Consider the following 26,718-nt stretch of genomic DNA (forward strand, 5'->3'; position numbering starts at 1 on the left):
GTTTTTTTAAGCCCTGTCTACAGTTTTCCTGTTTGTATCTTTTCCGAGTCACATCAGCAGGAGGCGGAATGGGAACCAAGCCGAAGAAGCCAAGGCCAGTGCCAGGCGTTCGCCCTGCGCCTGACGCTTCAGGTAGCCGCTCGCTGCGCGCCGGTTACGCTGTCGACGCCGGGCCAGCGCTGGACGTGAGCCGTGTGCACAAACTGTTTGGCAGGCCGCACCCGGTGCAGTTTCGCGCCCAGGGAGCGCTCGCTGCCTGGACGCAAGCGTTCAGTGGTACCGGATTCTGGAATGACTGGCAGGATCCCGGCACGTGCTGTTGGGCTATCCGGGAAAAAGTTCTCGAACAACTCGTACAGATAACGGAGCCGCACCTGACCTCTGCGGAAGAGGCCGTGGGTGTGATGAAGGATATCCAGATTCTCGCAACCGATATCGCGTTGAACCTGAGGTACTTTTTGCACAATGGAACGGTAATTGAATCCACGCCCGCGCTGGAAACGCTGCTGGCCAATTCCGATGTCGACCTCAGTGTGCCGATGAGCTCTGTCGCACCGCCCTATCCGGCGCTGTACCTGCGCTTTGGTGACGCGGCAATGCGCCACCTGACGCCACCGCCGTTCACGGACGTTGCCAGCGGTGTCTTCGATGGGGTGTACTGTTTCCTCACCCGGCATCGTGAACACCTCACCGCGATGGCGTCGTGCTGGACACTCGAATTCGTTTTCATCAGCAAATCAGGCGACCATTGCAACGGGAATGTATCGTTGCTCGGTGATACTGATCGCGGTGATACCACGGTCGGTGAGTGGCTTGACGGCATTCTTGGCACATGTGGGGATCCAGACGTCGAACAGCTCTGCCAATCAATGCATGCTGCCATGAGCTATGTGGTCAAAGTCTTTTTGTACATGACCTTGCGGCAGGCGCGGGTAGTCGACCGCCCGGATCACGATGTCGCCGTGCGTCGCGCGGCCGGTCTTGGCGAGCGCAAACGGGTAAAACTATTGCGCGGTGCGGCGTCACGATACAACAGCATTCTGGTTGGCCCGGCATCCATGCCGGCCAGTGGCGCGCCAGGGCTGCCGGGAGGCCCGGTGGCGCCGCATTGGCGCCGCGGGCATTTCAGGATGCAGCCTTGCGGTGCCGGCAGCCGGCAGCGCAGACTCATCTTCGTCGCGCCAGTATTGATTCATGCCGCCCAATTGAAGGGCGAGGTACTTGCGCCCAAAACTTACCGGGCCGGTGTTGCGGCCTAAACGCCGCCGCGATCCGTCACTGGCGCGGGAGCAGGCGTCGGAAGGTGCAGCATCAAGCTGACGTCGGGCCGGTCCGTGACGCCCGGTGTCGCGGTAAGAAACGTGCTCCAGCCCAGCTGACGCGCTGGGGTTCTCGTGCTCAGCGTGAGCGGCTTGACGGCAGGCGGCGCGAGCAGCAAGCGCAGTTCGTAGCGCAAGGTCGGCACGGCAAACAGGCTCGTCATTTCCGCCAATGCCGCCAGCGCCGCGCCGCCGGGCAGGAAATTGCGCGCCTGGGCTTCGTCCAGTGGGCCCACATGCAGGCGGGCGCGCAGGTCATGCCGCCACAGGCGTACGCCCAGCGCCGCACTGACGCCCAGTACCGGCTTGGAGACGCCCAGCGTGCTGCGCCGGTTTTCGGGAATCGGATCCCAGCAGCCGACGAATTGCTCGAGCCGGATGGGCACATCGAAATAGCTGCTCAACACCTGTTCGACGGTGCTGGCCGATACGGGGCGGGTGCGAAGCAGCCCGGCAAAATAGGCTGCGGTTTCTTGCCTGACTTGTTTGCGCTGGCCGGCTGGCCGCCCGGTCGTTGCGGCCGGTATCGGGCGTGCGCCCGCCATGGCAGTCAGCATCGGCAGCAACCGGTCCCCGTCGCCAATGGCCAGGTCATGCTCGACCCGGTACTTGACCGATGCCTCGTAGAACAGTCCGATCATCCGGGTTGACATGACATCGAGCAGTTCGCGCTGGCTGGCATCGTCACCGAACGACTTGCGCGCCGCGATCCGCTCGGTATCGTGCGCAGGCAGGGTGCCGCTGGTCCCAAGCAGGCCGATGAATGCGGGCGTGATGCGGATACGCTGCAGTGTGCCTGCGCGCAGCGCGCCGAGTGGATCCTGCGTTGCCGGCTCGACGTCGAGCGCTTCGATTTCGCTGGCAGGAAACGACAGCGCCAGGCTGGTGCGAAACGAGAGCACGGTGTGCAAGGCGCGTTCGCGACCGATACCGTGGCGCTGCAACGCTCGTAGCAGCAAATTGACCAGCTGGATAAAGCTGAACCGGTACGGCTCGGCCAGGAGCTGGGCGATTACAGAAGACGCATGCTTCCGCTTCGTGGCGCGCATCGGATCAGCTCCTTTCCGCTCTGATGTGAAACAGCGACGAGTTCCACGAAGCTGTTCAGGTGAACGTACAGCGCGAAGAACTGGTCGAGCACCTGGACGAACAGGTGCAGGCCTGCGCCGGCGTACGCTTCTTCGTCGAGCGTGACGCGCACCTCGGTACCGTGCACCAGCGATGTGCCGTTCCGGTGCCGGATCCAGGCCGTGGTGTCGTGCTGGTCGAGCGCGACGATGCCGCGGATCTGCCGGCGCGACACGGACGACGACGCCAGGTCATACAACGACAGCATTTCGCGCAGACCCTGCACGCCCTCGGCCATCAGCGAATGCTGGTTCAGCGTCAGATGCGAGATCAGGCGCCAGTGCATGCCCGCGTCATTCGTCAGCCGGGCAGGGCGGGTTGGCCGGCGCAGCATGCGGATGATGGCGCCGCCCGTTGCGCCGGGTACGAACAGGTCGCCATCTGGCTCACCGACGGTGAGCGCGCACGGCAAGTCGCGGTTCGTGCAGCTCAATTCGACCGATAGGACATTCCTCTCGATCTCGAGCGGATCGCAATCGGCGCCGACGAGCGTGATCGATTTTTCGTGGCCCGGACTGCACAAGGCGAGCGTCTCGTCGTGACGCATCAGCCAATAGCGGCCTCCCTGACCTGTGTGCTGGTCGCCATGCCGAAGCGCGTAGAACGGCTGGAATGCCGCGATCGACGTGTCGTTGCCGTGCTGGCGCACCAGGTGTACTGCATCGACCGAATAGACTTCGTACACCTGCGGGAAATTGCCATGCGCCAGCAGTGTGTAGTCGGTGGATCGCTGGTCGTACCTGATCGGAACGCCAGGCTGCTGGAACAAATTGACGACCGGCGTACAGCCTTGCACCAGATGCTGCATCGACAGGCCGGCAAGCATGCGCGCCTTGTCGGCGTCGGGCCGGATCCCGGCAATCGCCAGGCGCAGCGTGACGCTGGTGCTGCCAGCAGGTACACGTGCCAGGAGCAAGGCGATATCGATGTCGAAGAAATTGAATTTCTCTGGAAAGATGAAATACTCGGCAAGAATGCGGTACGCCTGGTGCGAGCGGGCCTCGAACGGGATGAGGGCATCGCCCGGCGCGAAACCAGCCGGCGTGATCGGACTATGGGGCAAGCGTTCCCAGGGGCCGTCATCGTCAAGCTGCACGTACGCCGCTTCGGTGTGCACGAAGATTGTATCGCGCAGCGCGGCGCAAAACGAGGCGTCGCCATCGGCATACACGCGCAGCGCCGTCGCCGTGTCGGGCAATGGCAGCGCGCCGGATCCTGCGGCGCCGAATGTCAGCGTCAGTGACGAGGTGACGTCCTCCGGCAGGCGCATCGCGACAGGGGCGTGGATGGTGGTGTCGAAACGTGCGGCGCGTAGCACGACCGGCGACGGCTTGACGTCGTAGATGGTCTTGAACTTGCACGCGACGCCGTGCACCGGCGCCGATTCAAGCAAGGTCCCGCGAGGCATGTCGGGAACATCCATTCCATCGGCCATGCGCGCGATCGCGCAGGAGGGAAACGGGCGCAGGTAGTGAGGATAAAGCAGGTTGAGCAGTGCTTCGGTGAACTCCGGATATGCGTCGTCCAGACGTTTCGAGACGCGCGCGCTGAGCAGAGCGACGCTTTGTACCAGGCGTTCGACGTGCGGATCGTCGCAGGTATCGCCGCCCATTTGCAACTTGGCGGCAACCTTGGGATAACGCTGCGCATACTCCCGGCACAGCGACCTGAGAATGACCAGCTCGCGCTCGTACTTCGTCAACAATTCATCCATGGGATCAGCGCGTGCGCCCTTTAGTTGGCACCTTCGATCGAATACTGCTGTAGCGACGGACGAAATACCGCGTTGAACGACAGCGCCCCTGGCATCGATGTATTTTTCAGCTGCGCAGTGATCACGAATTCCACGCGGTTGATACTGCTCCGTGCGCGCTGGAGCGCCACGGTGACGTTGTGCAGTCGTGGTTCATGGCGCTGGATGGCCAGCTGGACGGCTTTGCAGATCTCCTGCTGGTCGGCGTCGCTGTTCATGCACATGCCGGCGAAGTCGATCAGGCCGTAGTTCAGGATGGAGCCCGACACTGCCGGGTGTGGCGTAAAAGCGCCGGGAGGCAGGCCGCAGCGAGTGTTGAGCAGTGCCTGCAGGTCTCGGGTAACGCTGCGCATTGCATCGTCGACCGCCTGGGCGCGGGTGTCACGGCGGTTGCCCGCCGGCGGTTCAGTGGTCTCGTCAAGGCGGTCGAACAGACCGGCAGTAAAGCCGCGCATGGCGATCCTTTCGTCAAAGTCGGCAACATCCCCGGCAGCCATTATCGGATCTTGAATCTCGGAAATATTGCGCTGTCACAAGGGAACGGCCTTGCTGGTCGATACGACGCCTGGCTGCGCGAAATCAATATCGCGCATGAGGTGCCACGCCATTCTTCCGAGAATGTGTCCAGCCAAACTTCAGACGGAGGAACCATGAGCGCAACATCGAAGGTCATGTGGTCAGAGGGCCTGACGCTGGGGCCGCAGCATTTCCAGCGTCAGGATCTCTATCATGAAACGCGGCTCCAGCGCATCGCCTCGGCCCTCAATCCGTACTTCTGGGGCGTGTGCAAGGTGGCGTGGAATGTGGACGGATTGGGACACAACCGCCTGAGCGCGGAGACGATGTCGATCATTTACCAGGACGGGGAAATTTACGAGGCGCCGGGCGCCGACCTGCTGCCCGAGCCGGTTGATCTCTCGCGCCTGCCGCCAGAGGTCGATACATTCACGTTCCATGCCGCCCTCGCCCTGATCAAGCCGCATGGGGGCAATGCCGACGACAACAGCCGCTACGTGCGCTGCGACCTGGCTACCACCGACCTGGTCACCGACGCCATGGCGATCGAGGTGCCTTTTTTGAAAAAGCAGGCAAGGCTGCTGCTGCAGCCCGAGCCGCGTGGCGCGCAGGCCAGCATGCCCATTGTCCGGCTGCGGCGAGTGCCGGAAGGCGGATTCGAGATCGTGCCGGAGTTCATTCCGCCGAGCGTCGCGGTCAGCGCCGCGCCTGGCCTGGCGCGTATGCTCGATGGCCTGACCGGTGTGATGACGACCAGGATCGAATCGCTCCAGCGTACCCACCGCATGACCAACAACAGCATGTACGAAGTCGGCGCGGGCGATATCTCGTCGTGGTGGATGCTCAATATCCTGAGCACGGCCAATGCGCTGTTCATGCACTGTGCCAGGTCGCCCGGGTTTCATCCAGAGGTGATGTTCGGGCAAATGCTAACGGCTGCCGGCGGCTTGATGACGTTTTCCGATCGCTACAAGACGGCTGACTTGCCCGCCTATCGCCACGAGGCGATGGGCGAGGCATTTGCCGAGCTCGATGCGCTGCTGCGCGAGCTCGTCGATACGGCAATCGGCACCAAATACTTCATCATCCCGTTCGTGGCCGACAAGAGCCGGCGCTCGTTCTCACAGGCGGTACTCGATCCGGCAAAGGTCACGCAGCAAAGCCAGCTCTATCTGGCGATCAGCGCCGATATGGCCGGGCTCGACCTGGTGGCGACGGTGCCGGTCCGGCTGAAAGTGGCTGCACCCGAGAACATGGAAAGTATCGTCGGATCGGCGTTGCCAGGCGTACCGATCGCGCACATGCCGCAAGTGCCAGCGGCAATTCCGGTGCGGCCCAACACCTATTATTTTTCGTTGGCCATGAAAAATTCTTTGTACGAAAAGGCATTGGAGGCCGGGGTGCTGGCCATCTATGCGCCCGATGGTATGCCGGGACTCAAGATCGATCTCATTGCCGTGCTGTAGTCCCGTACCGCCGGGAAGCGCGCTGCGTCGATCAACGCACCGCACCACTGCCGATGTTCTTCTCCAAAAACCTCTCGACCCGCGTCCAGAAATCGATCCGGTTCTTTTCCAGCGCCCAGCCGTGGCCTTCTTCCGGATATTCAACCCATTCGACCTGCTTGTTGGTGCGCATGACGGCGTCGCGCAGGGCGGTGCCGTGGTTGATCGGCACGCGCCGGTCGACGCCGCCGTAGGCCAGCAGCAGTGGCTGGGTGATGCGGGCGGCCTGCTGGACGGGCGACGTTGCCTTGAAGCGCGCCGCATCCTTGACCGGGTCGCCCAGTAGTTGCGGCAGGCCGTAGGCCTTCCATTCGTCGGAGGCGTCCGACGTGAAGCTCCAGCCATTGTCGAACAGCAGGCCGATGTCGGTGACGCCGACCCAGTTGATGCCGCACTTGTACAGGTCAGGATCGTTAACCAAGCCCATCAGCGTGGCATAGCCGCCGTAGCTGGCGCCGGCGATGCAGATGCGTTTCGGGTCGACCAGGCCCTTGCCGATCGCCCAGCGCGCGCCGTCGGCGAGGTCATCCTGCATTGCCAGGCCCCAGGTTTTCATGCCGGCTTGGAAGTGCTTGACGCCGAAGCCCATGCTGCCGCGAAATTCCGGTTCGAGCACGGCGTAGCCGCGCGATGCCAGAAATTGCGATTGCGCATCCCAGCCCCACGAACCGCCACGAACATACGGCCCGCCATGCACCAGCACCACCAGCGGCAAGCCGGTGCGCTGCGCACCCGGCGGCAGGGTCAGCAGTGCTGGAATCTCCATGCCGTCGCGCGCCTTGTAGCGCACGAATTGTTGCCGGCCCATCTGTTGTGAATCGATGCCGGTGCGCGCGTCGGCTATCTTGTTGAGCACGCCGGTGCCGGTGTTGTACAGAGCAAAGCGGTTTGGGATCGTGTCCGAGTACGACGTCACCAGCACCCACGGCGAATCGGCCTGGGCCGGCACCGACACCAGATTGATCGTGGCCGGCAGCAGCTTGTCGAGCGTGGCCTGCAATGCTTTCATTCCTGGATCGAACCACTCGTTCGAGATCGCATCGGTACGAAACGCAACGCCAAGCAGCTTGTCGCGGTTGCGCACGAGGCTGCCTTCAAAATCGTAGCCGGCAGCGCTGAGCAGTGGTTCGGAGGCAAGTTTGCCGGCCTTGATGTCGTAGGTGTACAGCGACGTGGTCGGCTTGCTGCCGCGCGCCTCGACATACAGGGTTCCGTCCGGACCGAACCCCACTGGCGTGATGGCATCCTGGCCGGCGCCGAATGTCGCGTAGCTGGTCAACACGCGCCAGGCGCCGTCGGCCGGTTCGCGGTAATGCAGCGTAACGCGGCCGTCTTCACTGGACCACGCAAGGCGCGGCTCGCCCTGGTGATCGAGCAGCCAGCCCTTGACATTGCCCGGTCGCGGCATGACCTGACTCGAGCCCGTGCGGGTGTTCAGGCGGAGCAGGTCGACGTAACGGACGGTCTGCTTGGTGTCGAGCACCGGGTGGGTGACGTAGACCTCGTCCGATGTCTGAGCGCCCGGCTGGGGCAGCATGAATGTGTTCCAGGGTAGCAGGCGCCTGCTCTTGGGGCCGCCCGCGACCATGCCGCCGCCGGTACGTTCGGCCAGCTGCACGAACTGCGTGCCGTCGAGGTTGACTGCGTACAGGCCGGGCGCCTTGCTCATGTCGCCTTCGCCCACGTTTTTCTCACGGGTGTTGAAGACCAGGCGCTCGTTGTTGACCCACTCGAAATCGCCGACGTCGGCATCGTTGTAGGACGCGACGATCTTGCCCTTGTTGTGTTGCAGGTCGATGACGGTGAGGAAATCGCGGCCACCTTTCGCACTCGCGCGGGCGGCCAGATGGCGGGCGTCCGGCGAGAGTTTGGCACCGCCAAAGGCGGCGTTGGCGAAGAAGGCCGACAACGGCGGTGGCGCGCCCGGGGCAGTTGCCGGGGCTTGCGCCAGCACTGCCGCCGGCGTGCCCAGTGCGAATAGCGCGATGGCGGCGGCGCCCAGCACGCGGGTAATTGCAGACATGTGATAGTTCCGTGAAATGCGTGGTGATCGATAGGATTACGCCCTTGGAGGGCCGGCTCAGAATAGCATCTGGTTCACCGGAAAAATCTCTTCAATTCCCACTGCCGCCACGTCATTCGGGCGCACGAATATAGTCGACCATGCCAGCGCTGGCCCGGCTCGGGCGGGGCGTGAGCAGGCTCACCACTACCACGGTGAGCAGCCCCGCCGGCACCCCGAACACGCCGGCCGCCATCGGCAGGATGCCGAACCAGGTATCCAGCGCATTACCGCCCAAGGCCGGGCTGGCGCGCAGCATGTAGTACAGGCACACGGTAAAGCCCGCCACCATGCCGGAGATGGCGCCGATGTGGTTGGCGCGCTTCCAGAACACCCCCAGCACCAGCACCGGGAACAGCGTGGAGCCTGCCAGCGAAAACGCCGCCGCCACCAGCGACAGGATGTCGGCCGGCTTTTGCGACGCCACATATGCCGCGATAAAGGCGACCGCGAGCAGCAGCAGTTTCGAGATCGTTACCCGCTTCTGGGTCGACGCACCCGGTTCGACCATCTTGTAATACACGTCGTGCGACAGCGCGTTGGAAATCGCCAGCAGCAGGCCGTCGGCCGTGGACAGCGCCGCCGCCAGGCCGCCGGCCGCCACCAGGCCAGAAATCACATACGGCAGGCCGCCAATTTCGGGCGTGGCTAGCACCAGCACGTCGGCGTCGATGGCAAACTCGGCCAGTTGCACGATGCCGTCGCCATTGATGTCGGCCACGCTGATGAGGGGATTGGCCTTGTCGACATTGGCCCAGTATGAAATCCAGGTGGGCAGCGCCGAGAAATCGCTGCCGACCAGCGAGGTATAGATGTCGTACTTGGCCAGCACCGCCAGCGCGGGAATCGTCAGGTAAATCAGCAGGATGAAGAACAGCGTCCAGAACACCGACACACGCGTCTCGTGCACCGACGGCGTGGTGTAGGCGCGCATCAAGATATGGGGCAGGGCGGCGGTGCCGAACATCAGGCAGAACACCACCGCCAGAAAGTTGTTGCGGCGTTCGTCGGAGGCTTCTTGCGTGGCGCCGGGGAAGGGCTGCGCATGCGGCTCGGGCGGCCGCGCCCGTGCCAGGTTGGCATCGCGCCGTTCGAGCCACAGTGTGCGGGCATCGTCGACCGAGTTCGGGTAGGTGGTCAGCGCGCGCTCGGCCTGGCGCACTTCGGTCAATGAGGCGTTGCGTGCACGGGCCGCGGCCAGCTGGCGCTGGGCATCGAGCTTGCCGGCTTCCCACGATTCGGGCAGGGCCGCCACGCGCGCCGCGTAGCCGTCGGCGCGGCGCAGGAACTCGGCGCGCACCTGGGCTTCGCGCGGGTCGTTTGCCAGCTCGGCTTCGCGCGCAGTGAGTTTCGGCAGCAGCGAGCCATACGCTACCTGCGGGATTGGGTTGTCGGCGTGTTTCACCGACAGCCACATGGTGGGGATCAGAAACGCCACCAGCAGGATGATGTACTGCGCCACCTGGGTCCAGGTGATGGCGCGCATCCCGCCCAGGAACGAGCACACCAGAATACTGGCCAGGCCCAGGAAAATCCCGACCGAAAAATCAACACCGGTAAAGCGCGACGCGATCAGGCCGACCGCGTAGATCTGCGCCACCACGTAGGTAAACGAGACGAGGATGGTCGCGCCCACGGCCAGCGCCCGCACCGGGCCGCCGCGCCCGCCCGCGCCGCCGCCGTAGCGCGCCGCCAGAAAATCCGGCACCGTGTACTGCGCGAACTTGCGCAGGTAGGGCGCGATCAAGAGCGCCACCAGCACGAAGCCGCCGGTCCAGCCCATGATGAAGGCCAGGCCGTCGAAGCCCTGCAGGTACAGGCCCCCGGCCAGGCTGATGAAGCTGGCCGCCGAGATCCAGTCGGCGGCCGTGGCCATGCCGTTGAACATGGCCGGCACGCGCCGCCCGGCGACATAGTATTCGGTGACGTTCGAGGTGCGGCAGATCACGCCGATGATCGCGTACAGCGCGATCGTGGCGAACATGAACAGGTAGCCGATCCACAGGCGCGGCATGCCTTCCTGCTCGAGCAGCGCGACGGCGACCAGGAACAGCGCGAACGCGCCGGTGTACCACAGGTAGTAGCGCGACAGCTTCTTGAAATAACTGGTCTTGGTGCTCATGGGGGGGATGCCATCCGGTCGTGGTCATCGTGGTTATCGTGGTATTGGCGGTCGAGCCGGCGCATGCGCCAGGCGTAGATGGCAATGATCGTCAGCGACACGAGCGCGGCGCCTTGCGCGGCCATGTAGAACGACAGTGGCCAGCCGAACACCTCGAAGCGCGCCAGTTCGCGCGCAAAGAACACGGTGCCGAAGCCGGTGGCCAGCCACACGGCCAGCAGCAGCAGCGACATGCGCCGCGTGCGGTTCCAGTGGATTGCGCGGGCACGCTCCAGACGCCGGCGCGCCTCGATATCGTCGGTTGGATCAGTCGGCATGGTCAGGCTCGCCCACAGGCGGCGGGAAAGTCAGGCGAAACAGGCTGCCCGGAAAGCGCTGGGACCCGCTGCGTGGATTGTTAAAAATGTCGATGTCGGCGCCGTGCTGCTGGGCGACCTCGCGGACGATCGCCAGCCCCAGGCCGCTGCCCTGGGTATTGCTGCCCAGGATGCGGTAGAAGCGTTCGAACACACGCATCCGTTCGGTCGGCGCAATGCCCGGGCCCGTGTCTTCTACTTCGAGCAGCGCATGGTCGCCATCGCTGCGTACGCGCACCGTGACGCTGCCGCCGGGCGGCGTGTAGCGCAGCGCATTGTCGATCAGGTTCGACAGCATCTCGCGCAGCATCAGCGGCTGGCCGGCGATCGTCACCCGCTCTTCGTCATTTGCCGGCGGCTCGAAGCCCAGGTCGATCTGGTACGCGAACGAGGCTTGCACCCAGTCCTGCACGGTTTCGCGCGCGACGACGGCCAGGTCGATCTCGTCGAACGCGAGGCCTGCCTGCGGTTGATTCTCGGCGCGCGCCAGGGCCAGCAGCTGGTTCACCAGGCGCGTGGCAGACTCGGAACTTTTGGCCAGTTGCTCGAGCGAGCGGTGGATTTCGGCCGGATCGACTTCGCGCAGGGCCAGTTCGGACTGCATGCGCATGCCGGCCAGCGGCGTTTTCATCTGGTGCGCGGCGTCGGCGATGAAGCGCTTTTGCATCTCCACCGTCTTGCCAAGGCGCTCGAGCATGTCGTTGAACGAGCCGACCAGCGGCGAGATTTCTTCGGGCACCTGGCGCGGATCGATCGGCGACAGATCGTCCTGCGGCCGCGCGCGGATGCGCTGCTGCAGCTCGGCCAGCGGGCTCAGACCGCGCGAGAGCGCAAACCACACCAGCGCCAGGATCACCGGCAAGATAATGAACTGGGGCAGGATCACGCCCTTGATGATCTCGTTGGCCAGGTGCGCGCGCTTGTCGAGCGTCTCGGCTACCTGCACCAGCGCCAGCGGCGGCGCCGGCAAGGCTGCGCGCTCGTGCAGCGGATCGAGGTTGATATAGGTGTAGGCCACGCGGATCGGCGTGCCGTGGATGGTGTCGTTGCGAAATTCGACGGCGCCGCTGCGGGCCGGCTCGCCAGCACTGTTGGCGCGCGGGCGGGGCAGGTCGCGGTCGCCGTCCAGGTGTTCGCCATCCGGGCCGGCCAGCAGGTAATACACGCTGTCGACGTCGTCGGCGCGCAGGATGTCGCGCCCGGCCGTGCGTAGCTGGCCGACTGTCTTGCCGTCCACGCTGCGGATCTGCTGGCTCAGCACCGTGACGCGGTCTTCAAGGGCATCGTCGAACGGTTGATTGGCGATCGATTTCGCCACCAGGTAGGTAATCGCGATGCTCATCGGCCACAGCAGCAGCAGCGGCGCCAGCATCCAGTCGAGGATTTCACCGAACAGCGAGTGACGGATGTTTTCGTCGGGTTCGGGATTGGGCGGAACGTAGAGCGGCTCGAACGTCGCCGCTACGTGCGAGCCCTGTTGCAGGTGCGGATGCGCAGGCTCGGACGTGATGCCGGCGTTCACTTGTCGGCAGCGGCGGTGGCGGCGATGCGGGCGTCGTTCGCCGCCACTTCGGCAGCGGCGGCGGCGGCAGCGGCGCTGGCCTCCGAGTATTTCTCGAGGCAATAGCCCAAGCCGCGCACGGTGGCGATGCGCACGCCGCCGACCTCGATTTTCTTGCGCAGGCGGTGCACGTAGACCTCGATGGCGTTGTTCGAGACTTCTTCGCCCCATTCGCACAGGTGATCGACCAGTTGTTCCTTGGAGACCAGGCGCCCGGTGCGCGCCAGCAGCACTTCGAGCAGGCCCAGTTCGCGCGCCGACAAGTCGAGCATCTGGTCGTTGATGTAGGCGCTGCGGCCGACCTGGTCATAGACCAGCGGGCCATGGCGCACCACGGCCGCGCCGCCACCGGCGCCGCGCCGGGTGAGGGCGCGCACGCGCGCTTCGAGTTCGGACAGCGCAAACGGCTTGGCCATGTAGTCGTCGGCGCCCAGGTCCAGGCCCTCGACGCGCTGCTCGACCGAATCGGCCGCGGTAAGGATCAGGACCGGCAACAGGGAGGCGCGGGCGCGCAGGCGCCGCAGCACTTCCAGCCCGGACATTTTTGGAAGACCGAGGTCGAGAATGAGCAGATCGAACTCTTGCGTGGACAGTGCGGTATCGGCATCCTGGCCGTTCTTGACGCAATCGATGGCATAGCCGGATTGGCGCAGGGAGCGCGTCAGGCCGTCGGCAAGTACGCTATCATCTTCGGCGAGCAGAATTCGCATGGGGACACCTCATCATTTCTTAGTTGACACATGCACGTCGTTCCCGCGGAGGCGGTAACCCAAGTTTTCAGCACTCTGACTGCATTTCGCGCAAGCGACCTGCATGCGACTTGGATCCCCGCCTCCGCGGGGATGACGACCGTAGCGTATTGTGTTTGATTTAACTCAACAATGCGAGTCCTGAGCGATTGTTGATAAAATTGCCACATCTTTTCGCTTGCAAAAACCACTGGATTTTTATACAGTAGTGGATCTTGAAGTGCGCGTGACCGCCCACACCTTGCCTACTCCACGACAGAAAGTACACCATGGACGACAAAAAAACCGCATTGAACGCCGCTGAAAAGGGCAAGGCGCTGGCTGCCGCCCTGGCGCAGATTGAAAAGCAGTTCGGCAAGGGCTCGGTGATGCGCATGGATGCGAACACGCCGGTCGAAGAAGTGCAGACCGTCTCCACCGGTTCGCTGGGCCTGGACATCGCGCTGGGCGTCGGCGGCCTGCCGCGCGGCCGTATCGTTGAAATCTACGGTCCTGAATCGTCGGGTAAAACCACCCTGACGCTGCAAACCATCGCCCAGATGCAAAAGCTGGGTGGCACCTGCGCGTTCATCGACGCCGAGCATGCACTCGACGTCACCTACGCGCAAAAGCTGGGCATCAACCTGAGCGATCTCCTGATCTCGCAGCCCGATACCGGCGAGCAGGCGCTTGAAATCACCGACGCGCTGGTGCGCTCGGGTAGTGTCGACCTGGTCGTCATCGACTCGGTCGCGGCCCTGACGCCACGCGCCGAGATCGAAGGCGATATGGGCGATTCGCTGCCAGGCCTGCAGGCGCGCCTGATGTCGCAAGCGCTGCGCAAGCTCACCGGCTCGATCAACCGCACCAACACCCTGGTCATCTTCATCAACCAGATCCGCATGAAGATCGGCGTCATGTTCGGCAGCCCGGAGACCACCACCGGTGGTAACGCGCTGAAGTTCTACGCGTCGGTGCGCCTGGACATCCGTCGTACCGGTTCGATCAAGTCCGGCGATGAAGTGATCGGTAACGAAACCAAGGTCAAGGTCGTCAAGAACAAGATCGCCCCGCCATTCAAAGAAGCGCACTTCGACATCCTTTATGGAGAAGGCACGTCGCGTGAAGGCGAAATTCTGGACCTCGGCGCGGATAACAAGATCGTCGAGAAGTCGGGCTCGTGGTACAGCTATAACGGCGAGCGTATCGGTCAGGGTAAAGACAACGCACGGCAGTTCCTGCGTGACCGTCCAGCCCTGGCGCGCGAGATTGAAAACAAGGTCCGTACCGCCCTGGGCGTGCGCGAACTGCCACCGGCGATCGGCGGTGACGACAAGCCGAAGCTGCAGGCGGTCGGTGAATAATCGGCCCGGCGCCGGGCTCGATGGCGGCAATCTGCCATCGGCGCCTGGCGCCAAGCTGATGGTCTGACGTCACCCATGCCCGCTCCCGCACTCAGTCTCAAAGGGCGCGCGCTGCGCTATCTGTCGCAGCGCGAGCACAGTCGCTTCGAATTGCGCCGCAAGCTGTCCAAGTATGCGGAAGAAGGCGACGACGTCGATGCCCTGCTCGATTTTCTTGAAAAAAATAACTGGTTGTCGCAGGAACGCTTCGCCGAATCCCTGGTCAACCGTAAAGCCAGCCGTTATGGCGACAGCCGTGTAATGGCCGAATTGAAAAGTCATGGATTAACGGGTGAGGCGCTGGTCGAGATCAAGGCCAACTTGTCCGACAGCGAAACCGCGCGAGCCGTCGAAGTCTGGCAGCGCAAGTTCGGCACCGTCGCCGTCGATGCAGCGGCGCGGGCCAAGCAGATGCGGTTCTTGCTGCAGCGCGGCTTTTCGCAGCGCGCCGCCCGCGTGGCGATGCAGGGCGCGCCGGCCGACGACGAGTTTTTGGAATAGTCACCGCTTCATGTTGCGCACAGGCGCCAGCGTGGAGCGTCATCCCCGATATGCCAAGGCATATTCCTCAACGGGCGATGGCGCTGCACGCTGGCGCCTTTTTCACGTTCCCATGCCCGCAGCGATACCTGTCATTCAGCAAGTGAATGACCTTGAGATGCAATTGCCTGCGCCAGCCGTCCACCGTTTTAGCGATGCGCCAGTCCGGACGCTGTGATAAACTTTACGGGTTTAAGCAGCGCCGCATGAGCGGTTGTTGCCGCAGAAGCTGCGGTGACGTGCACTAGCACACCGGCTGCATCACTAACCGCCGTCCCCGACGGCACTGGTATTTATGCCTTTGTCTCTTCCCGTATCGCGCTCGCTCCGGCATACGCGCGCCATCACAGTCGACGCCTATGCGCGCGACGATGGCTTGTGGGATCTTGATGCCAGCATCCGCGATGTGAAAACACGCACTGTTGAACTTGCTTCCGGCGAACGGCCTGGCGGCACGCCAGTGCACGACCTGAAGCTGCGCGTCACGATCGACCGTGACCTGAACATCGTCGATGCCGAAGCCGCATCCGATGCCGTCCCGTATCCGGGCTTTTGCGATACCATCGGCCCTGCCTACAAGAAGTTGATCGGGCTCTCGCTCGTGAACCATTTCCGGTTGCATCTGAAAGACCGCCTATCCGGCGTGCTCGGCTGCACCCATCTGACCGAATTGGCTCAGGTGCTGCCTACCGCAGCGCTGCAAGCCTTTGCTGACGACAGCGTCGATGCCCCAGGCGGGCACGGCGCCACGTCATCCGACCGTCCATTTGAGCTCGACCGTTGCCACGCCCTGCGTAGCGACGGCCCCGCCGTGGCCAAATATTACCCGCGCTGGTCCATCAAGGCCGTCTCGGGTTAGCCGTCGTCGTTTTTGTTTTTTTTGTAGTTCAACCGTTTCTAATTCAGTAATCGATAGAAGGGAAGCCAGCATGAAGATCCATGAGTATCAGGGCAAAGAAATCCTCCGAAAGTTCGGGGTGACCGTTCCGCGCGGTATTCCGTGCATGTCCGTGGAAGAGGCTGTCAAAGCTGCTGAAGAACTGGGTGGTCCGGTCTGGGTCGTCAAGGCGCAGATCCACGCTGGTGGCCGCGGCAAGGGCGGCGGCGTGAAAGTCGCCAAATCGCTCGAGCAGGTCAAGGAATACGCTGACCAGATCATGGGCATGCAGCTGATCACGCATCAGACCAGCCCGGAAGGCCAGAAAGTCCGTCGCCTGATGGTCGAAGAAGGCGCCGACATCAAACAAGAACTGTACGTTTCGCTGGTCACCGACCGCGTCAGCCAGAAAGTCGTGCTGATGGCCTCGTCCGAAGGCGGCATGGACATCGAAGAAGTCGCGCACAGCAACCCGGAAAAAATCCACAACGTCGTGATCGACCCGAAAGTCGGCCTGACCGATGCGCAGGCTGACGACGTCGCCGCCAAGATCGGTGTGCCAGCCGGCTCGATCGCCGATGCACGCGCCAACCTGCAAGGCCTGTACAAAGCCTACTGGGAAACCGACGCATCGCTGGCTGAAATCAACCCGCTGATCGTCACCGGCAGTGGCAAGATCATCGCCCTGGACGCGAAATTCAACTTCGACGCGAACGCCCTGTATCGCCGTCCTGAAATCGTCGCCTACCGCGATCTGGACGAAGAAGATGCAGCCGAGGTCGAAGCCTCGAAATTCGACCTGGCCTACATCTCGCTCGACGGCAACATCGGTTGCCTGGTCAACGGCGCCGGCCTGGCCATGGCCACCATGGACACCATCAAGCTGTTCGGCGGCGAGCCAGCCAACTTCCTCGACGTCGGCGGCGGCGCCACGGCCGAGAAAGTCACCGAAGCGTTCAAGATCATGCTGAAGAACCCTGACCTGAAAGCCATCCTGGTCAACATCTTCGGCGGCATCATGCGTTGCGACGTCATCGCCGAAGGCGTGATCGCTGCATCGAAAGCCGTTTCGCTGCAAGTGCCGCTGGTCGTGCGCATGAAGGGCACCAACGAAGACCTGGGCAAGAAGATGCTGGCCGAATCGGGCCTGCCAATCATCGCCGCAGACACGATGGAAGACGCAGCGAAGTCGGTCGTCGCCGCTGCTGCCGGTCAAGCCTAATTGCTAAGGAAATAAAAAATGTCGATTCTGATCAACAAAGATACCAAAGTAGTCACCCAGGGCATCACCGGCAAGACCGGCCAGTTCCACACCCGCATGTGCCGTGAGTACGCGAACGGCAAGGAAGCGTTTGTTGCTGGCGTGAACCCGAAGAAAGCCGGCGAAGATTTCGAAGGCATCCCGATTTTCGCGACCGTCTCGGAAGCGAAAAAAGAAACCGGCGCCAATGTGTCGGTGATCTATGTCCCACCAGCAGGCGCAGCCGCTGCAATCTGGGAAGCCGTCGAAGCCGAGCTGGATCTGGCAATTTGCATCACCGAAGGCATTCCAGTCCGTGACATGATGGAAATCAAGGACCGCATGGCCAAAGCTGGCTCGAAGACCCTGCTGCTGGGTCCTAACTGCCCAGGCCTGATCACCCCTGACGAAATCAAGATCGGCATCATGCCAGGTCACATCCACCGCAAGGGCCGCATCGGCGTCGTCTCGCGTTCGGGCACCCTGACCTATGAAGCAGTCGGTCAATTGACCGCACTGGGCCTGGGCCAGTCGTCGGCAGTCGGTATCGGTGGCGATCCGATCAACGGCCTGAAGCACATCGACGTCATGAAGATGTTCAACGACGATCCTGATACCGACGCGGTCATCATGATCGGCGAAATCGGTGGTCCTGACGAAGCCAACGCGGCTTACTGGATCAAGGACAATATGAAGAAGCCAGTCGTCGGCTTCATCGCTGGCGTCACCGCGCCACCAGGCAAGCGCATGGGCCACGCCGGCGCGCTGATCTCGGGCGGTGCGGATACCGCGCAAGCCAAGCTGGAAATCATGGAAGCCTGCGGCATCACCGTCACCAAGAACCCGTCGGAAATGGCGCGTCTGCTGAAAGCCATGCTGTAATCCTGACGATCTCGTGATCGAAAGATAAAACGGGGAGCGCGAGCTCCCCGTTTTCTATTTAGTGCGGCAGTTTTTGTTGACACAGGCCGTGTGTGACAAAAATTGCCGTACGGCACTGACAAATTTTGTCATCCGGGGTGCCGTTTTTTGTGCTGGAACAGGGTTTTGTTGGCTTCATGTTCATAAAATCGACCGTTTTCCACCATTTTTGGGCTGGCACAGCGCTTGCATATAAGAAAGCGTAGCAGCGAGCAGCACAAGATACGTAGGTCCACTTTTTTGAAATACCCACCCTGGAGATTTAAAATGAACTTCAAGCAAATGCAAACCAAAAAGGCCGAAGGCGGCTTCACCCTGATCGAACTGATGATCGTCGTTGCGATTATCGGTATCCTGGCTGCTGTTGCAATTCCACAGTACTCGAACTACACCGCACGTGCTAAAGCATCGAACGCGCTGAGCGTTGTCACCCCATACAAAACCGGCGTGGCAATGTGCGTGCAAGAGGATGGCGCTGCGACTGATTGCACCACCGCAAAGAAACCAGGTCTGTTCCCTACCTTCGTCGCTACGACCGAAGCGAAGTCAGTTGTCGTCAACGAAGGGGGCGTGATCGTGCTGACCCTGAACAATATCGGCGGCGACAGTGCCGACAAGACCGTGACCTTCACGCCAGTTGTGAACAACACCTCGATCGGTTGGAACGTAGAGACCAACGCTACCAACGCAGCGATCAAAGAAGCATTCGAGAAAAACAGCGTCGCTATTGCTGACGAAGACTGATAGTTTTTCATAGTCGAAAAAAGCCCGCTTCACAGCGGGCTTTTTTCATTCCAGCATCACTTTGCTGGCTTCGCCTTCAAGTACCGATCCAGCCATCCATTTACTGTGTGATGCCACTGCACCGAGTTTGCCGGCTTGAGCACCCAGTGGTTTTCGTCCGGGAACACCAGCAATTTGCTCTCCACACCCTGGCGCTGCAGCGCAGTAAACGTCCCCAACCCCTGCGCCGTCGGAATCCGGAAGTCCAGATCCCCCTGAATCACCAGCATCGGCGTCTTCCATTTATTCACATGATGAACCGGATTGAAGCGCTCATGGTTCTCCGGCACCTTGAAGTAGGGCCCGCCATTCTCCCAATCCGTGAACCACTGCTCCTCGGTCGAGTAGGCCATGCCACGCGTATCAAACACGCCGTCGTGATTGACGATGCACTTGAACTCATCCGACCAGTTGCCCGCGATCCAGTTCATCATGTAGCCGCCGTACGACGCGCCCAGCGCGCAGTCGCGTGAACGATCGAGCCACGGGAACTTCTGCACTGCCGCGTCGTAGCCCTTTTGCAGGTCGACCAGCGGCTTGCCGCCCCAGTCGTTGCTGATCGAGTCGGTGAACTTTTGGCCGTAGCCGGTCGAACCGTGGAAATCGATGAACACGGCCGCGTAGCCCGCGCCCGCATACGTCTGCGGATTCCAGCGATAACTCCAGCTATTGCCGAAGCTGCCCTGCGGCCCGCCGTGAACGATGAACGCGACCGGATATGTCTGGCCCGGCTGCGCATTCCACGGCTTCATCACGTAACCGTACACGGTGTCGCCGTTCGCGCCGGCAAACGAGAACTGCTCGGCCTCGCCCCAGCGCACATCCTTCAACAGCTCGGTATTGAGCGTCGTGAGCTGCTTCGGCTTGGCACCGAGCTTCATCGAAAACAATTGCGCGCCGGATGACAGGTTCGCATGGCTGTAGACCAGCGTATCGCGGCGCAGGTCGAACGCGCCGACCGCGCCAGTGTCCGTCAGCGGCGTGACCTTTCCGCCGGCTACGTCAATGGAGAACAAACGATGCTGGCCGATGTCTTCCGCATCGACGATCAGCGCCTTGCCGTCGGCGCGCCAGACCAGGCTGCCGGCCGAGCGATCCCAATCAGCGGCCAGGGGGCGTTTCTTGCCAGTGGCCACGTCCATCAGCATGATCTGGTAGCGGTCCGCCTCGAAGCCGGGCCGCGCCATCGCCAGGTAAGCCAGCGTGCGGCCATCGGGCGAGAACGTGCCCTTGGTATCCCAGGCCAGGTTGTCGGCGGTCAGGTTGCGCGGCGCGCCGCCGCCGGCGGCAGGCACGGTGTACAGGTCGAAGTTGGTCGACCAGGCTTCGGTCTTGCCGGCGATGCGCGCCGAGAACACGACCGTCTTGCCGTCCGGGCTGAAGCGGTATTCTTCGCGGTCGCCAAACGGTTTTGAAGGTACGTCGCCGTCGAGCGAGCCCGACAGGCTGACCGGCTCGCCGGTGATCGTGCCTGCCGCGCCGATCGGCGCCGAGAACAGCACCGCGTTGCGGTGGTCGCTCCAGGTATCCCAATGACGCGCGAAGAGGCGGTCATAGACCTTGCCGCTGGCTTTTTCCTTCTCCTTGGCATCAAGACGGGCCTTGGTGCATGCCAGGTCGACGCAGTCGCGGAACACCGCCAGGCTGAACGCCAGGCGGTCGCCCGTTGGCGCCACGCGGAAGTTGTCGACGTCCAGCGGCAGGTCGGTGACCTTGACGGCGGCGCCGCCGGCGATTGGCTGGCGCCAAACCTGGGACGAGCCCGAGCGCGCGGACAGGAAGTACACGGCGTCGCCCGACGGCGACCATTCCGGGTCGGCGCTGCTGGACGCGTGGTCGGTCAGGCGCTGCGGCGTCGGCTTGGCGGCGCGCAGGTCGATCATCCACAGCTGGGTATTGCCGCGGTTCTTTTCCATGTCGGTGCTGCGCACGGTGTAGACCACGCGCGTGGCGTCGGGCGATACGGCCGGGCTGCCCACCCGCTCCATATTGACCAGGTCTTCCACGGTGAAGCCGCGCGGCGCGGCCATTGCGGTGGTGGCGGCCAGGGTCGCCGCTGCCACCGTCATCAAACGAAATTTCATGCCATCCTCGTCGATCAGTCCCGCGGCCGGGTGCCGCAGGCAAGCCGGCAATTTACCATGCGCACTGGATTGACTCATACGACAACGCCCCCGCCGCCGGCATTACCGGGGGGCGGGGGCGCTTCAGGGTTCTCTAACGTACAGGAACGCCGTGATTATTTTGGCATGATGACCGTATCGATCACGTGAATGACGCCGTTGTCGGCGACGATGTCGGTCTTGGTCACGGTGGCCTTGTCGACCATCACTTTGCCGCCTGCGACTTTCACCTTGAAGGCGCTGCCCTCGACGGTCTTGACGTCACCCGGCTTGACATCGGCTGCCTTCACGGTGCCCGGCACCACGTGATAGGTCAGCACCTTGGTCAGTGCGGCTTTGTCCTTCAGCAGCGCGTCCAGTTTGGCTTTTGGAATCTTGGCGAACGCTGCGTCGGTCGGTGCGAACACGGTGAACGGGCCCGGACCCTTCAGCGTCTCTGTCAGGCCGGCGGCCTGGACGGCGGTCACGAGCGTGTTGAACGTGCCGGCCGATTTGGCGGTATCAACGATATCTGCAGCATTGGCGGTACCGAAGGCGAGGGCGATTGGCAGTGCGATCAGAAATTTTTTCATTGTGACTCCGTAGGTTTTGCAGTTCGTTGTGAACCGCGTTGAGTCCAATGTAGGCCGATTTTTTCGTATTGTCTAACGTGTGCACCGTTTCTATAGCATAATTAAGGTTCAATCAAGGGACACTGAAATGGAAAATTCCTTAAGAGTAAGTCATGAACCGATCATGTACCGAACCGGCGCGGCAGCGCGTCTGGCTGGTCTGCCAGTGGAAACGCTGCGCGTCTGGGAGCGCCGCTACAGCCTGTCGGATGCCCAGCGCTCCGAGCGGGGCCAACGTCTGTATTCGGCCGAACAGGTCGCGCGCCTTGGCCTGCTCAAGCAGCTGGTCGACCAGGGCCATTCGATCGGCGTGCTGGCCGGTTTGAACCGCGATCAGCTGCAATCGATGCTGGGTCTGGACGGCCAGGCAAGAGCCATCGCGACGACGCCGGCACGCGTGCTGCTGGTGGGCGCCATGCTGTCGCGCCGTATCGCCGCCACCGGCCAGGGCGCGCTTGGCCTGGATGTGCGCGGCCATTGCGCCACCCTGGCGCAGGCGCTGGCGTTGCCGCGCGAAGTCGGCGCCGACGTGCTGGTGATCGAGCAATCCGAACTCGACGACAGCGGCCTGGCCCCGATCGCCGCGGCGCGCGAGGCCAGCGGCGTTGCTGCCGTGGTGGTGCTGTACCGCTTTTGTTCCAGTGCCACGATCCGTGCATTGCGCGCGCAGGGTTGTCTGGTGGCGCGCATTCCGGCCGACCTGTCCGAACTGGCGTTGCTGTGCCAGTCGGCCCTGACCGGCCACCGTCCGCCGATGCACGAGCAGTCGATGCCGCCCGTCGCGCCGCCGCGTTTCGACGACGAGGCGCTGGGCAATATCATTGCCGCCGGCAACCGCGTCGATTGCGAATGCCCGCGCCATTTGTCCGAGATCCTGATGATGGTCGCCAGTTTCGAGCGCTATAGTCAGCAGTGCCTGCATCGCAATCCCGACGATGCGGCGCTGCATGCGCGCCTGGCGCTGGCCGCCGGCCGGGCGCGGGTCGTGCTCGAAGATGCGATGGAGCATCTGGCCATCACGGAAGGGCTGCCGATGCCCAAAGGCTGAGCAGAAATAGGGCGATTAGACGATCTTGCCGCGATCGGCCAGCAACGCCTCATAGGTCATGTTTTGCAGCAGCGCGTAGTGCACCGGATCGAGGTCCAGGAACTGCACGCCATAGCTGTACACCTCCACCTGGCCGGCCGCTGGCTTGCCCACCGCCAGGTTCTTGATCGTGGCCCGGGTGAGCACCGTCGTTTCCCTGTTGCCAGGCGGGGTGAGCAGGTTGAATTGCAGGTCGACCGTGGATTCGTCCGGCGGCAATGGCTGCGGCGAATCGATCCGCGCACCCGTCACTGACACGTTGGCCAGAAGACATTCCATCGGCGGCACGTCGGGCTGCGCGCTGATCACCCGCACGGGAATCCCGGCCCGCACCCGCATCGCGCCACGCAAGCTGGTGCCCTGGATTAACGTTGGAAATGACAGGTGCACGTAGAACATGGGCCGCCCGAACACGCGCTCGACCGTGCAGGCAAATGAGCACACGCTCACGCCCGAGAACACCCTGACGGTCACGCGTTCGCCCTCGGTCAGGCCGATCGGCATACCGTCGTCGAATGGAATTTTCAGGATCAGGTACTCATCCCGGATGTAGCCGATGAGCGTCGAGAAATGCTGGACCGGTTTGACTTGCCGGTGGGTGATGAGTTGCAGGCGCAGGCCGACCTGCATATTCAACGTGTCGAATTCAACGAGGTGAGGCAGTTGTTCTTGAGGTAAGGCGCTGGTCATCGGGTGGGGACACGCTGGCGAATGTTGCTGCAGAAAAATGATAATATCAGTACCCAGCCAGGATGGGTATATTGACATTGCCCGCGTAAGGTTGCCTGTGTAAAAACGACGGCAGGCCAGGCGCCGAATGGCGTCTGGCCTGCCGTGTTGAATCGGGAGTGACGAGCGCGTGTTACCTGGCGGCGGGTTTCCAGCCGGCCGACATGGTGTCGACAACGCTCTGGCCCATGATCTCTGCTGCCTTCTGGTTGGCGCTGAGCAGCCGGCCGAAGGATTGCTGCTGGATATTCATCGCGTTTTTCGACAGCGCCTGCGTGCACGACTGGGACGCTTCGATGAAAGCCTTCATGGTTTCTTCCATGATGATCCTCGACGAGGTAAGCCACAGCTGTTCCATGCTGACGCGCGTGGAGTCCGCATACACATTGGCAATCTTGAAAAAAGCATCCTGGTACGGCAGGGAATTCACCTGGACAGTCGCTGCGGTGAAGGTGGGGATGGCGTTCATGGCACGTCCTCTCTCGGGCTTGATGCAGGTTGAGTAGGAAAGACGCGAGGGCCGCGTCGCCCATCAGTATAGGCCGAGTGAAGACGTTGTCTACAGCGCTGGACAGTCAGGCGTCGATGGCCGCCGACCAGTCCCCGCTCTTGCCGCCGTGCTTTTCCAACACCCGCACATTGGTCATCACCATCCCGCGATCGACCGCCTTGCACATGTCATACACGGTCAGCAAGCCCACCTGCACGCTCGTCAACGCTTCCATCTCGACCCCGGTCTTGCCGATAGTTTCCACCTGCGCGCGGCAATGCACCTGGGAGTTTGCTTCGTCGATCTCGAAATCGACCGCCACGCGCGTGATCGGCAGCGGATGACACAGCGGCACCAGATCGCTCGTGCGCTTGGACGCCATGATCGCGGCGATGCGCGCGATGCCGATCACGTCGCCTTTCTTGGCGCTGCCCGACGTGATCTGGGCCAGTGTCTCGGGCTGCATGCGGATGGTGCCAGCGGCTACTGCGATGCGGTGCGTGTCCGCTTTGGCGCCGACATCGACCATATGGGCCTGGCCGGTGGCGTCGAAGTGGGTCAGATGGTCTGCGGTCGGGATGGAAGTCGTCATGACGGAGTCGGTATCGTTGGGTAACAAAGTGTTCTGAGAGCAGCAGAGTGCATGCGGATACGGTTATCATAGCACCGTGAAATCTGTCGTCCGACCAGCATCCGCGCGCCGCTGGCGCCCCATCCTGACTGTCCTGGCCTTGTGCACGACAGCGGCATTTGCCGTTGCCGGGCAATCCGATCCGCTGGGGCGCCCCGATCGCATCCACTTGCCCACGCTGGGCGACACCGCGCGGGTCGACCTGTCGCCGGTCGTCGAACGTAAGCTCGGCGAAGAGATCATGCGCGATATCCGGCGCGACCGCGACTACCTCGACGACGAACCGATCGCCGAATACCTGAACCACTTCGGTAATGGCCTGGTCGCGGCGGCCCCCGGCGCGCGCGGCGAAACCAATGCCGACTTTCACTTCTTCGCCGTGCGCGATGCGGCCCTGAACGCGTTCGCGCTGCCGGGCGGCTTCATCGGCGCGCACTCGGGCCTGGTGATCGCGGCCCAGACCGAATCCGAACTGGCCGGTGTGATGGCGCACGAGATCGGCCACGTCACGCAGCGCCACATCGCGCGCATGCTGGGCCAGCAGCGCCAGGACATCTTGCTGCCGCTAGCCTCGCTGATCCTGGCGGCGCTGGCTGCCAAGGCCGGCTCGGACGCAGCGATGGGCGTGCTGATGGGCGGGCAGGGCCTGGTGGTCCAGCGCCAGCTGAACTTCAGCCGCGACGCCGAGCGCGAAGCCGACCGCGTGGGCTTCCAGATCATGGAGGCCGGCGGCTATGACACGACCGGCATCGTCGCGTTTTTCCGGCGCCTGCAGAATGCGTCCAAATTGTATGGCGACCTGCCGGCCGGCTTGAGCAGCCTGAGCAGCCACCCGCTGACCCAGGAGCGCATCAGCGACATGCAGGCGCGCATCCGCGAGATGCCGAAAAAGCAGCGCGTCGACAGCCTCGATTTTCACCTGGTGCGCGCGCGCATCCGCGTGCTGCAGGAACCAAGCGAGCAGGGCCAGCGCAACACGCGCACCGCCTTCCAGGCGCAACTCAAGGAAACGCACCGCCAGCAGCAGGCCGGCGCGCAATACGGCCTGGCATACCTGGCGCTCAAGCAGGGCAACCTGGCCGATGCGCAGAGCTGGCTCGACAAATCGCGTGAGACGATGAAGCCGCGCGAGGGCGTGCTGTCGGTGGCGTCGAATGTCGGCGATGGCGCGACCATGTACGCGGGCCTGGCGATCGAGATCAAGATGGCGCCGGGCCAGCCGCCCGCGAAGCTGGCCGAGGCCGTGAAAGAGGCCGAGGCGATGCATGGGCGCTTCCCGCTGTCGCGCGCGCTGGCGCACCAGTACGCCGATGCCATGATCGCGACGGGTAAACTCGACGAGGCCACGCGCTTCCTGCGTGACCAGTCGCAGCAATATCGCGAAGAATACAAGCTGCAGGATCTGTTGGCCAAGGCCTACGCGAAGCAGGGCAAGATCGCGCTGCAGCATATGGCGCTGGCCGAATCGTATGTGCTGGCCGGCGCGACGCCGGCAGCGATGGCGCAGCTCGAGCTGGCGCGCAAGGCGGGCGACGTATCGTTCTACGACCAGGCCGTGATCGATGCGCGTGCGCGCGAACTCGAAGCGCAGCAAAAGAAAGACAAGGAAGAGAAAGACGACTGACGGTCGCCGCTGTCGCCGTCGCTATGGCGTCGGGATCTTGTTGAAGCCGAACCGACCCTCGAACGCGTTGCCGTCGACCCGCTCCACCGTGAACCGCTTGCCATGCCACGGCAGCGTCAACGTGCCGGCGCCACCGTCGAGCCACGCCATCACGGCCTCGTCCGATGCGGCGGCGCCATCGGGTTCAAACTGACCCAGCACCTGCGCCACATCGCGGTCATCGAGCTGCGCCACGACGTCACCCGCGACAAACAGCACGGCGCCGGCATCGCTCAGGTACACCTGCTCGACGTCCGTCAGCGCCTGCCCCGTCTGCAACAACAAGCCCTGCTGCGGATCGGTGCGCGCAATGAACGGCGCCACTTCCAGGTTCACGTACACGCGCTGCGGTCCGTTCTGGAAATACCAGTTGCCCCGCTCGTCGTGCAGGTAGTTGCGGTTGATGAAGCCCACCAGTTTCTGGTTGTCCAGCCGGTCGCCGGGCGTGCCGGCCTGCTGGGCGGCTTCGTCGCGCATGCGCCAGTGACCGCGTGCATCGAGCGCGAGCCAGCCGTAGCAGTGCGGCACGTTCGGCCACTTGGCCATTGCCTGTTTTACGATATCGTCCAT

24 protein-coding genes are annotated in these 26,718 nt (G+C 62.9%); 10 read left to right on the forward strand and 14 right to left on the reverse strand.

The window, feature by feature from the left end; translation table 11 throughout:
- Nucleotides 1-68: 68 nt before the first annotated feature.
- Nucleotides 69-1,259, forward strand: a complete 1,191-nt coding sequence (locus tag AB2N08_RS05355; RefSeq protein WP_367609599.1) for a hypothetical protein — start codon at nt 69-71, stop codon at nt 1,257-1,259.
- Here the strand turns inward: AB2N08_RS05355 and tssG are convergent.
- Genes tssG through tssE form a run of 3 tightly spaced genes read right to left on the reverse strand, consistent with a single transcriptional unit; the run spans nt 1,256 to nt 4,697 of the window.
- Nucleotides 1,256-2,368, reverse strand: coding sequence for a type VI secretion system baseplate subunit TssG (gene tssG / locus AB2N08_RS05360; protein ID WP_367609600.1), 1,113 nt, complete (start codon nt 2,366-2,368; stop codon nt 1,256-1,258). The two genes, AB2N08_RS05355 and tssG, sit on opposite strands and share 4 nt — an antisense overlap.
- The gene (gene tssF / locus AB2N08_RS05365) at nt 2,332-4,161 is read right to left on the reverse strand and encodes a type VI secretion system baseplate subunit TssF (RefSeq protein ID WP_367609601.1); all 1,830 of its coding nucleotides are present in this window, start codon (nt 4,159-4,161) and stop codon (nt 2,332-2,334) included. Before tssF ends, tssG begins: the two co-directional genes overlap by 37 nt.
- A gap of 20 nt (nt 4,162-4,181) precedes the next feature.
- A complete protein-coding gene (gene tssE, locus AB2N08_RS05370) occupies nt 4,182-4,697 on the reverse strand; it encodes a type VI secretion system baseplate subunit TssE (RefSeq protein WP_367609602.1) in 516 nt (171 codons plus the stop codon).
- 9 nt (nt 4,698-4,706) lie between these two features.
- Here tssE and tssK point away from each other — a divergent pair, with 9 nt between their 5' ends.
- Nucleotides 4,707-6,182, forward strand: a complete 1,476-nt coding sequence (gene tssK, locus AB2N08_RS05375; protein ID WP_367609603.1) for a type VI secretion system baseplate subunit TssK — start codon at nt 4,707-4,709, stop codon at nt 6,180-6,182.
- 31 nt (nt 6,183-6,213) lie between these two features.
- On the opposite strand, the gene AB2N08_RS05380 is transcribed toward tssK, so the two are convergent.
- From AB2N08_RS05380 to AB2N08_RS05400, 5 genes are all read right to left on the reverse strand, one after another.
- Nucleotides 6,214-8,244: an alpha/beta hydrolase family protein gene (locus tag AB2N08_RS05380; RefSeq protein WP_367609604.1), complete on the reverse strand. Its 2,031-nt coding sequence runs from the start codon at nt 8,242-8,244 to the stop codon at nt 6,214-6,216.
- A 112-nt stretch (nt 8,245-8,356) separates the two neighbouring features.
- Nucleotides 8,357-10,405: a sodium:solute symporter family protein gene (locus AB2N08_RS05385; protein WP_367609605.1), complete on the reverse strand. Its 2,049-nt coding sequence runs from the start codon at nt 10,403-10,405 to the stop codon at nt 8,357-8,359.
- Entirely contained in the window at nt 10,402-10,722 is a 321-nt protein-coding gene (locus AB2N08_RS05390) for a DUF4212 domain-containing protein (protein ID WP_367609606.1), read from the reverse strand. The genes AB2N08_RS05385 and AB2N08_RS05390 overlap by 4 nt, the downstream gene beginning before the upstream one ends.
- A complete protein-coding gene (locus AB2N08_RS05395; RefSeq protein WP_367609607.1) occupies nt 10,712-12,283 on the reverse strand; it encodes a sensor histidine kinase in 1,572 nt (523 codons plus the stop codon). The genes AB2N08_RS05390 and AB2N08_RS05395 overlap by 11 nt, the downstream gene beginning before the upstream one ends.
- Nucleotides 12,280-13,032 carry a response regulator gene (locus AB2N08_RS05400; protein ID WP_367609608.1) on the reverse strand — a complete coding sequence of 251 codons (753 nt, stop codon included), beginning with the start codon at nt 13,030-13,032 and terminating at the stop codon, nt 12,280-12,282. The genes AB2N08_RS05395 and AB2N08_RS05400 overlap by 4 nt, the downstream gene beginning before the upstream one ends.
- Before the next feature lie 308 nt (nt 13,033-13,340).
- Between AB2N08_RS05400 and recA the strand changes: the two genes are divergently transcribed.
- From recA to AB2N08_RS05430, 6 genes are all read left to right on the forward strand, one after another.
- A complete protein-coding gene (recA, locus tag AB2N08_RS05405) occupies nt 13,341-14,414 on the forward strand; it encodes a recombinase RecA (RefSeq protein ID WP_367609609.1) in 1,074 nt (357 codons plus the stop codon).
- A 75-nt stretch (nt 14,415-14,489) separates the two neighbouring features.
- On the forward strand, nt 14,490-14,954 hold the full coding sequence (recX, locus tag AB2N08_RS05410) for a recombination regulator RecX (protein ID WP_367609610.1): 465 nt from the start codon (nt 14,490-14,492) through the stop codon (nt 14,952-14,954).
- A gap of 334 nt (nt 14,955-15,288) precedes the next feature.
- A complete protein-coding gene (locus AB2N08_RS05415; RefSeq protein WP_367609611.1) occupies nt 15,289-15,852 on the forward strand; it encodes a DUF2889 domain-containing protein in 564 nt (187 codons plus the stop codon).
- A gap of 70 nt (nt 15,853-15,922) precedes the next feature.
- Nucleotides 15,923-17,092 (forward strand): ADP-forming succinate--CoA ligase subunit beta, encoded by a 1,170-nt coding sequence (sucC, locus tag AB2N08_RS05420; protein WP_367609612.1) that lies wholly within the window; start codon nt 15,923-15,925, stop codon nt 17,090-17,092.
- Between the two features lie 18 nt (nt 17,093-17,110).
- Nucleotides 17,111-17,992, forward strand: a complete 882-nt coding sequence (gene sucD / locus AB2N08_RS05425) for a succinate--CoA ligase subunit alpha (RefSeq protein ID WP_367609613.1) — start codon at nt 17,111-17,113, stop codon at nt 17,990-17,992.
- A gap of 306 nt (nt 17,993-18,298) precedes the next feature.
- On the forward strand, nt 18,299-18,775 hold the full coding sequence (locus AB2N08_RS05430; protein WP_367609614.1) for a pilin: 477 nt from the start codon (nt 18,299-18,301) through the stop codon (nt 18,773-18,775).
- Between the two features lie 56 nt (nt 18,776-18,831).
- Here AB2N08_RS05430 and AB2N08_RS05435 read toward each other — a convergent pair whose 3' ends face one another.
- Complete coding sequence (locus AB2N08_RS05435; protein ID WP_367609615.1) at nt 18,832-20,898, reverse strand: S9 family peptidase; 2,067 nt, start codon at nt 20,896-20,898, stop codon at nt 18,832-18,834.
- Between the two features lie 155 nt (nt 20,899-21,053).
- Entirely contained in the window at nt 21,054-21,509 is a 456-nt protein-coding gene (locus tag AB2N08_RS05440; protein WP_367609616.1) for a fasciclin domain-containing protein, read from the reverse strand.
- A gap of 163 nt (nt 21,510-21,672) precedes the next feature.
- On the opposite strand from AB2N08_RS05440, the gene AB2N08_RS05445 reads away from it, so the two are divergent.
- Entirely contained in the window at nt 21,673-22,596 is a 924-nt protein-coding gene (locus AB2N08_RS05445) for a MerR family transcriptional regulator (RefSeq protein WP_367609617.1), read from the forward strand.
- 15 nt (nt 22,597-22,611) lie between these two features.
- Here the strand turns inward: AB2N08_RS05445 and AB2N08_RS05450 are convergent, their stop codons facing one another.
- From AB2N08_RS05450 to moaC, 3 genes are all read right to left on the reverse strand, one after another.
- Entirely contained in the window at nt 22,612-23,265 is a 654-nt protein-coding gene (locus AB2N08_RS05450) for a flagellar brake protein (protein ID WP_367609618.1), read from the reverse strand.
- Between the two features lie 232 nt (nt 23,266-23,497).
- Nucleotides 23,498-23,833 carry a type IV secretion system DNA-binding domain-containing protein gene (locus AB2N08_RS05455; protein ID WP_367609619.1) on the reverse strand — a complete coding sequence of 112 codons (336 nt, stop codon included), beginning with the start codon at nt 23,831-23,833 and terminating at the stop codon, nt 23,498-23,500.
- Nucleotides 23,834-23,939: 106 nt separating this feature from the next.
- A complete protein-coding gene (gene moaC, locus AB2N08_RS05460) occupies nt 23,940-24,446 on the reverse strand; it encodes a cyclic pyranopterin monophosphate synthase MoaC (protein WP_367609620.1) in 507 nt (168 codons plus the stop codon).
- A 76-nt stretch (nt 24,447-24,522) separates the two neighbouring features.
- On the opposite strand from moaC, the gene AB2N08_RS05465 reads away from it, so the two are divergent.
- Nucleotides 24,523-26,109 carry a M48 family metalloprotease gene (locus AB2N08_RS05465; RefSeq protein ID WP_367609621.1) on the forward strand — a complete coding sequence of 529 codons (1,587 nt, stop codon included), beginning with the start codon at nt 24,523-24,525 and terminating at the stop codon, nt 26,107-26,109.
- Between the two features lie 21 nt (nt 26,110-26,130).
- Here the strand turns inward: AB2N08_RS05465 and AB2N08_RS05470 are convergent, their stop codons facing one another.
- Complete coding sequence (locus AB2N08_RS05470; protein WP_367609622.1) at nt 26,131-26,718, reverse strand: DUF2946 family protein; 588 nt, start codon at nt 26,716-26,718, stop codon at nt 26,131-26,133.

This window comes from Massilia aurea (assembly GCF_040790145.1).
Classification (GTDB): Bacteria; Pseudomonadota; Gammaproteobacteria; order Burkholderiales; family Burkholderiaceae_D; genus Telluria; species Telluria aurea_C.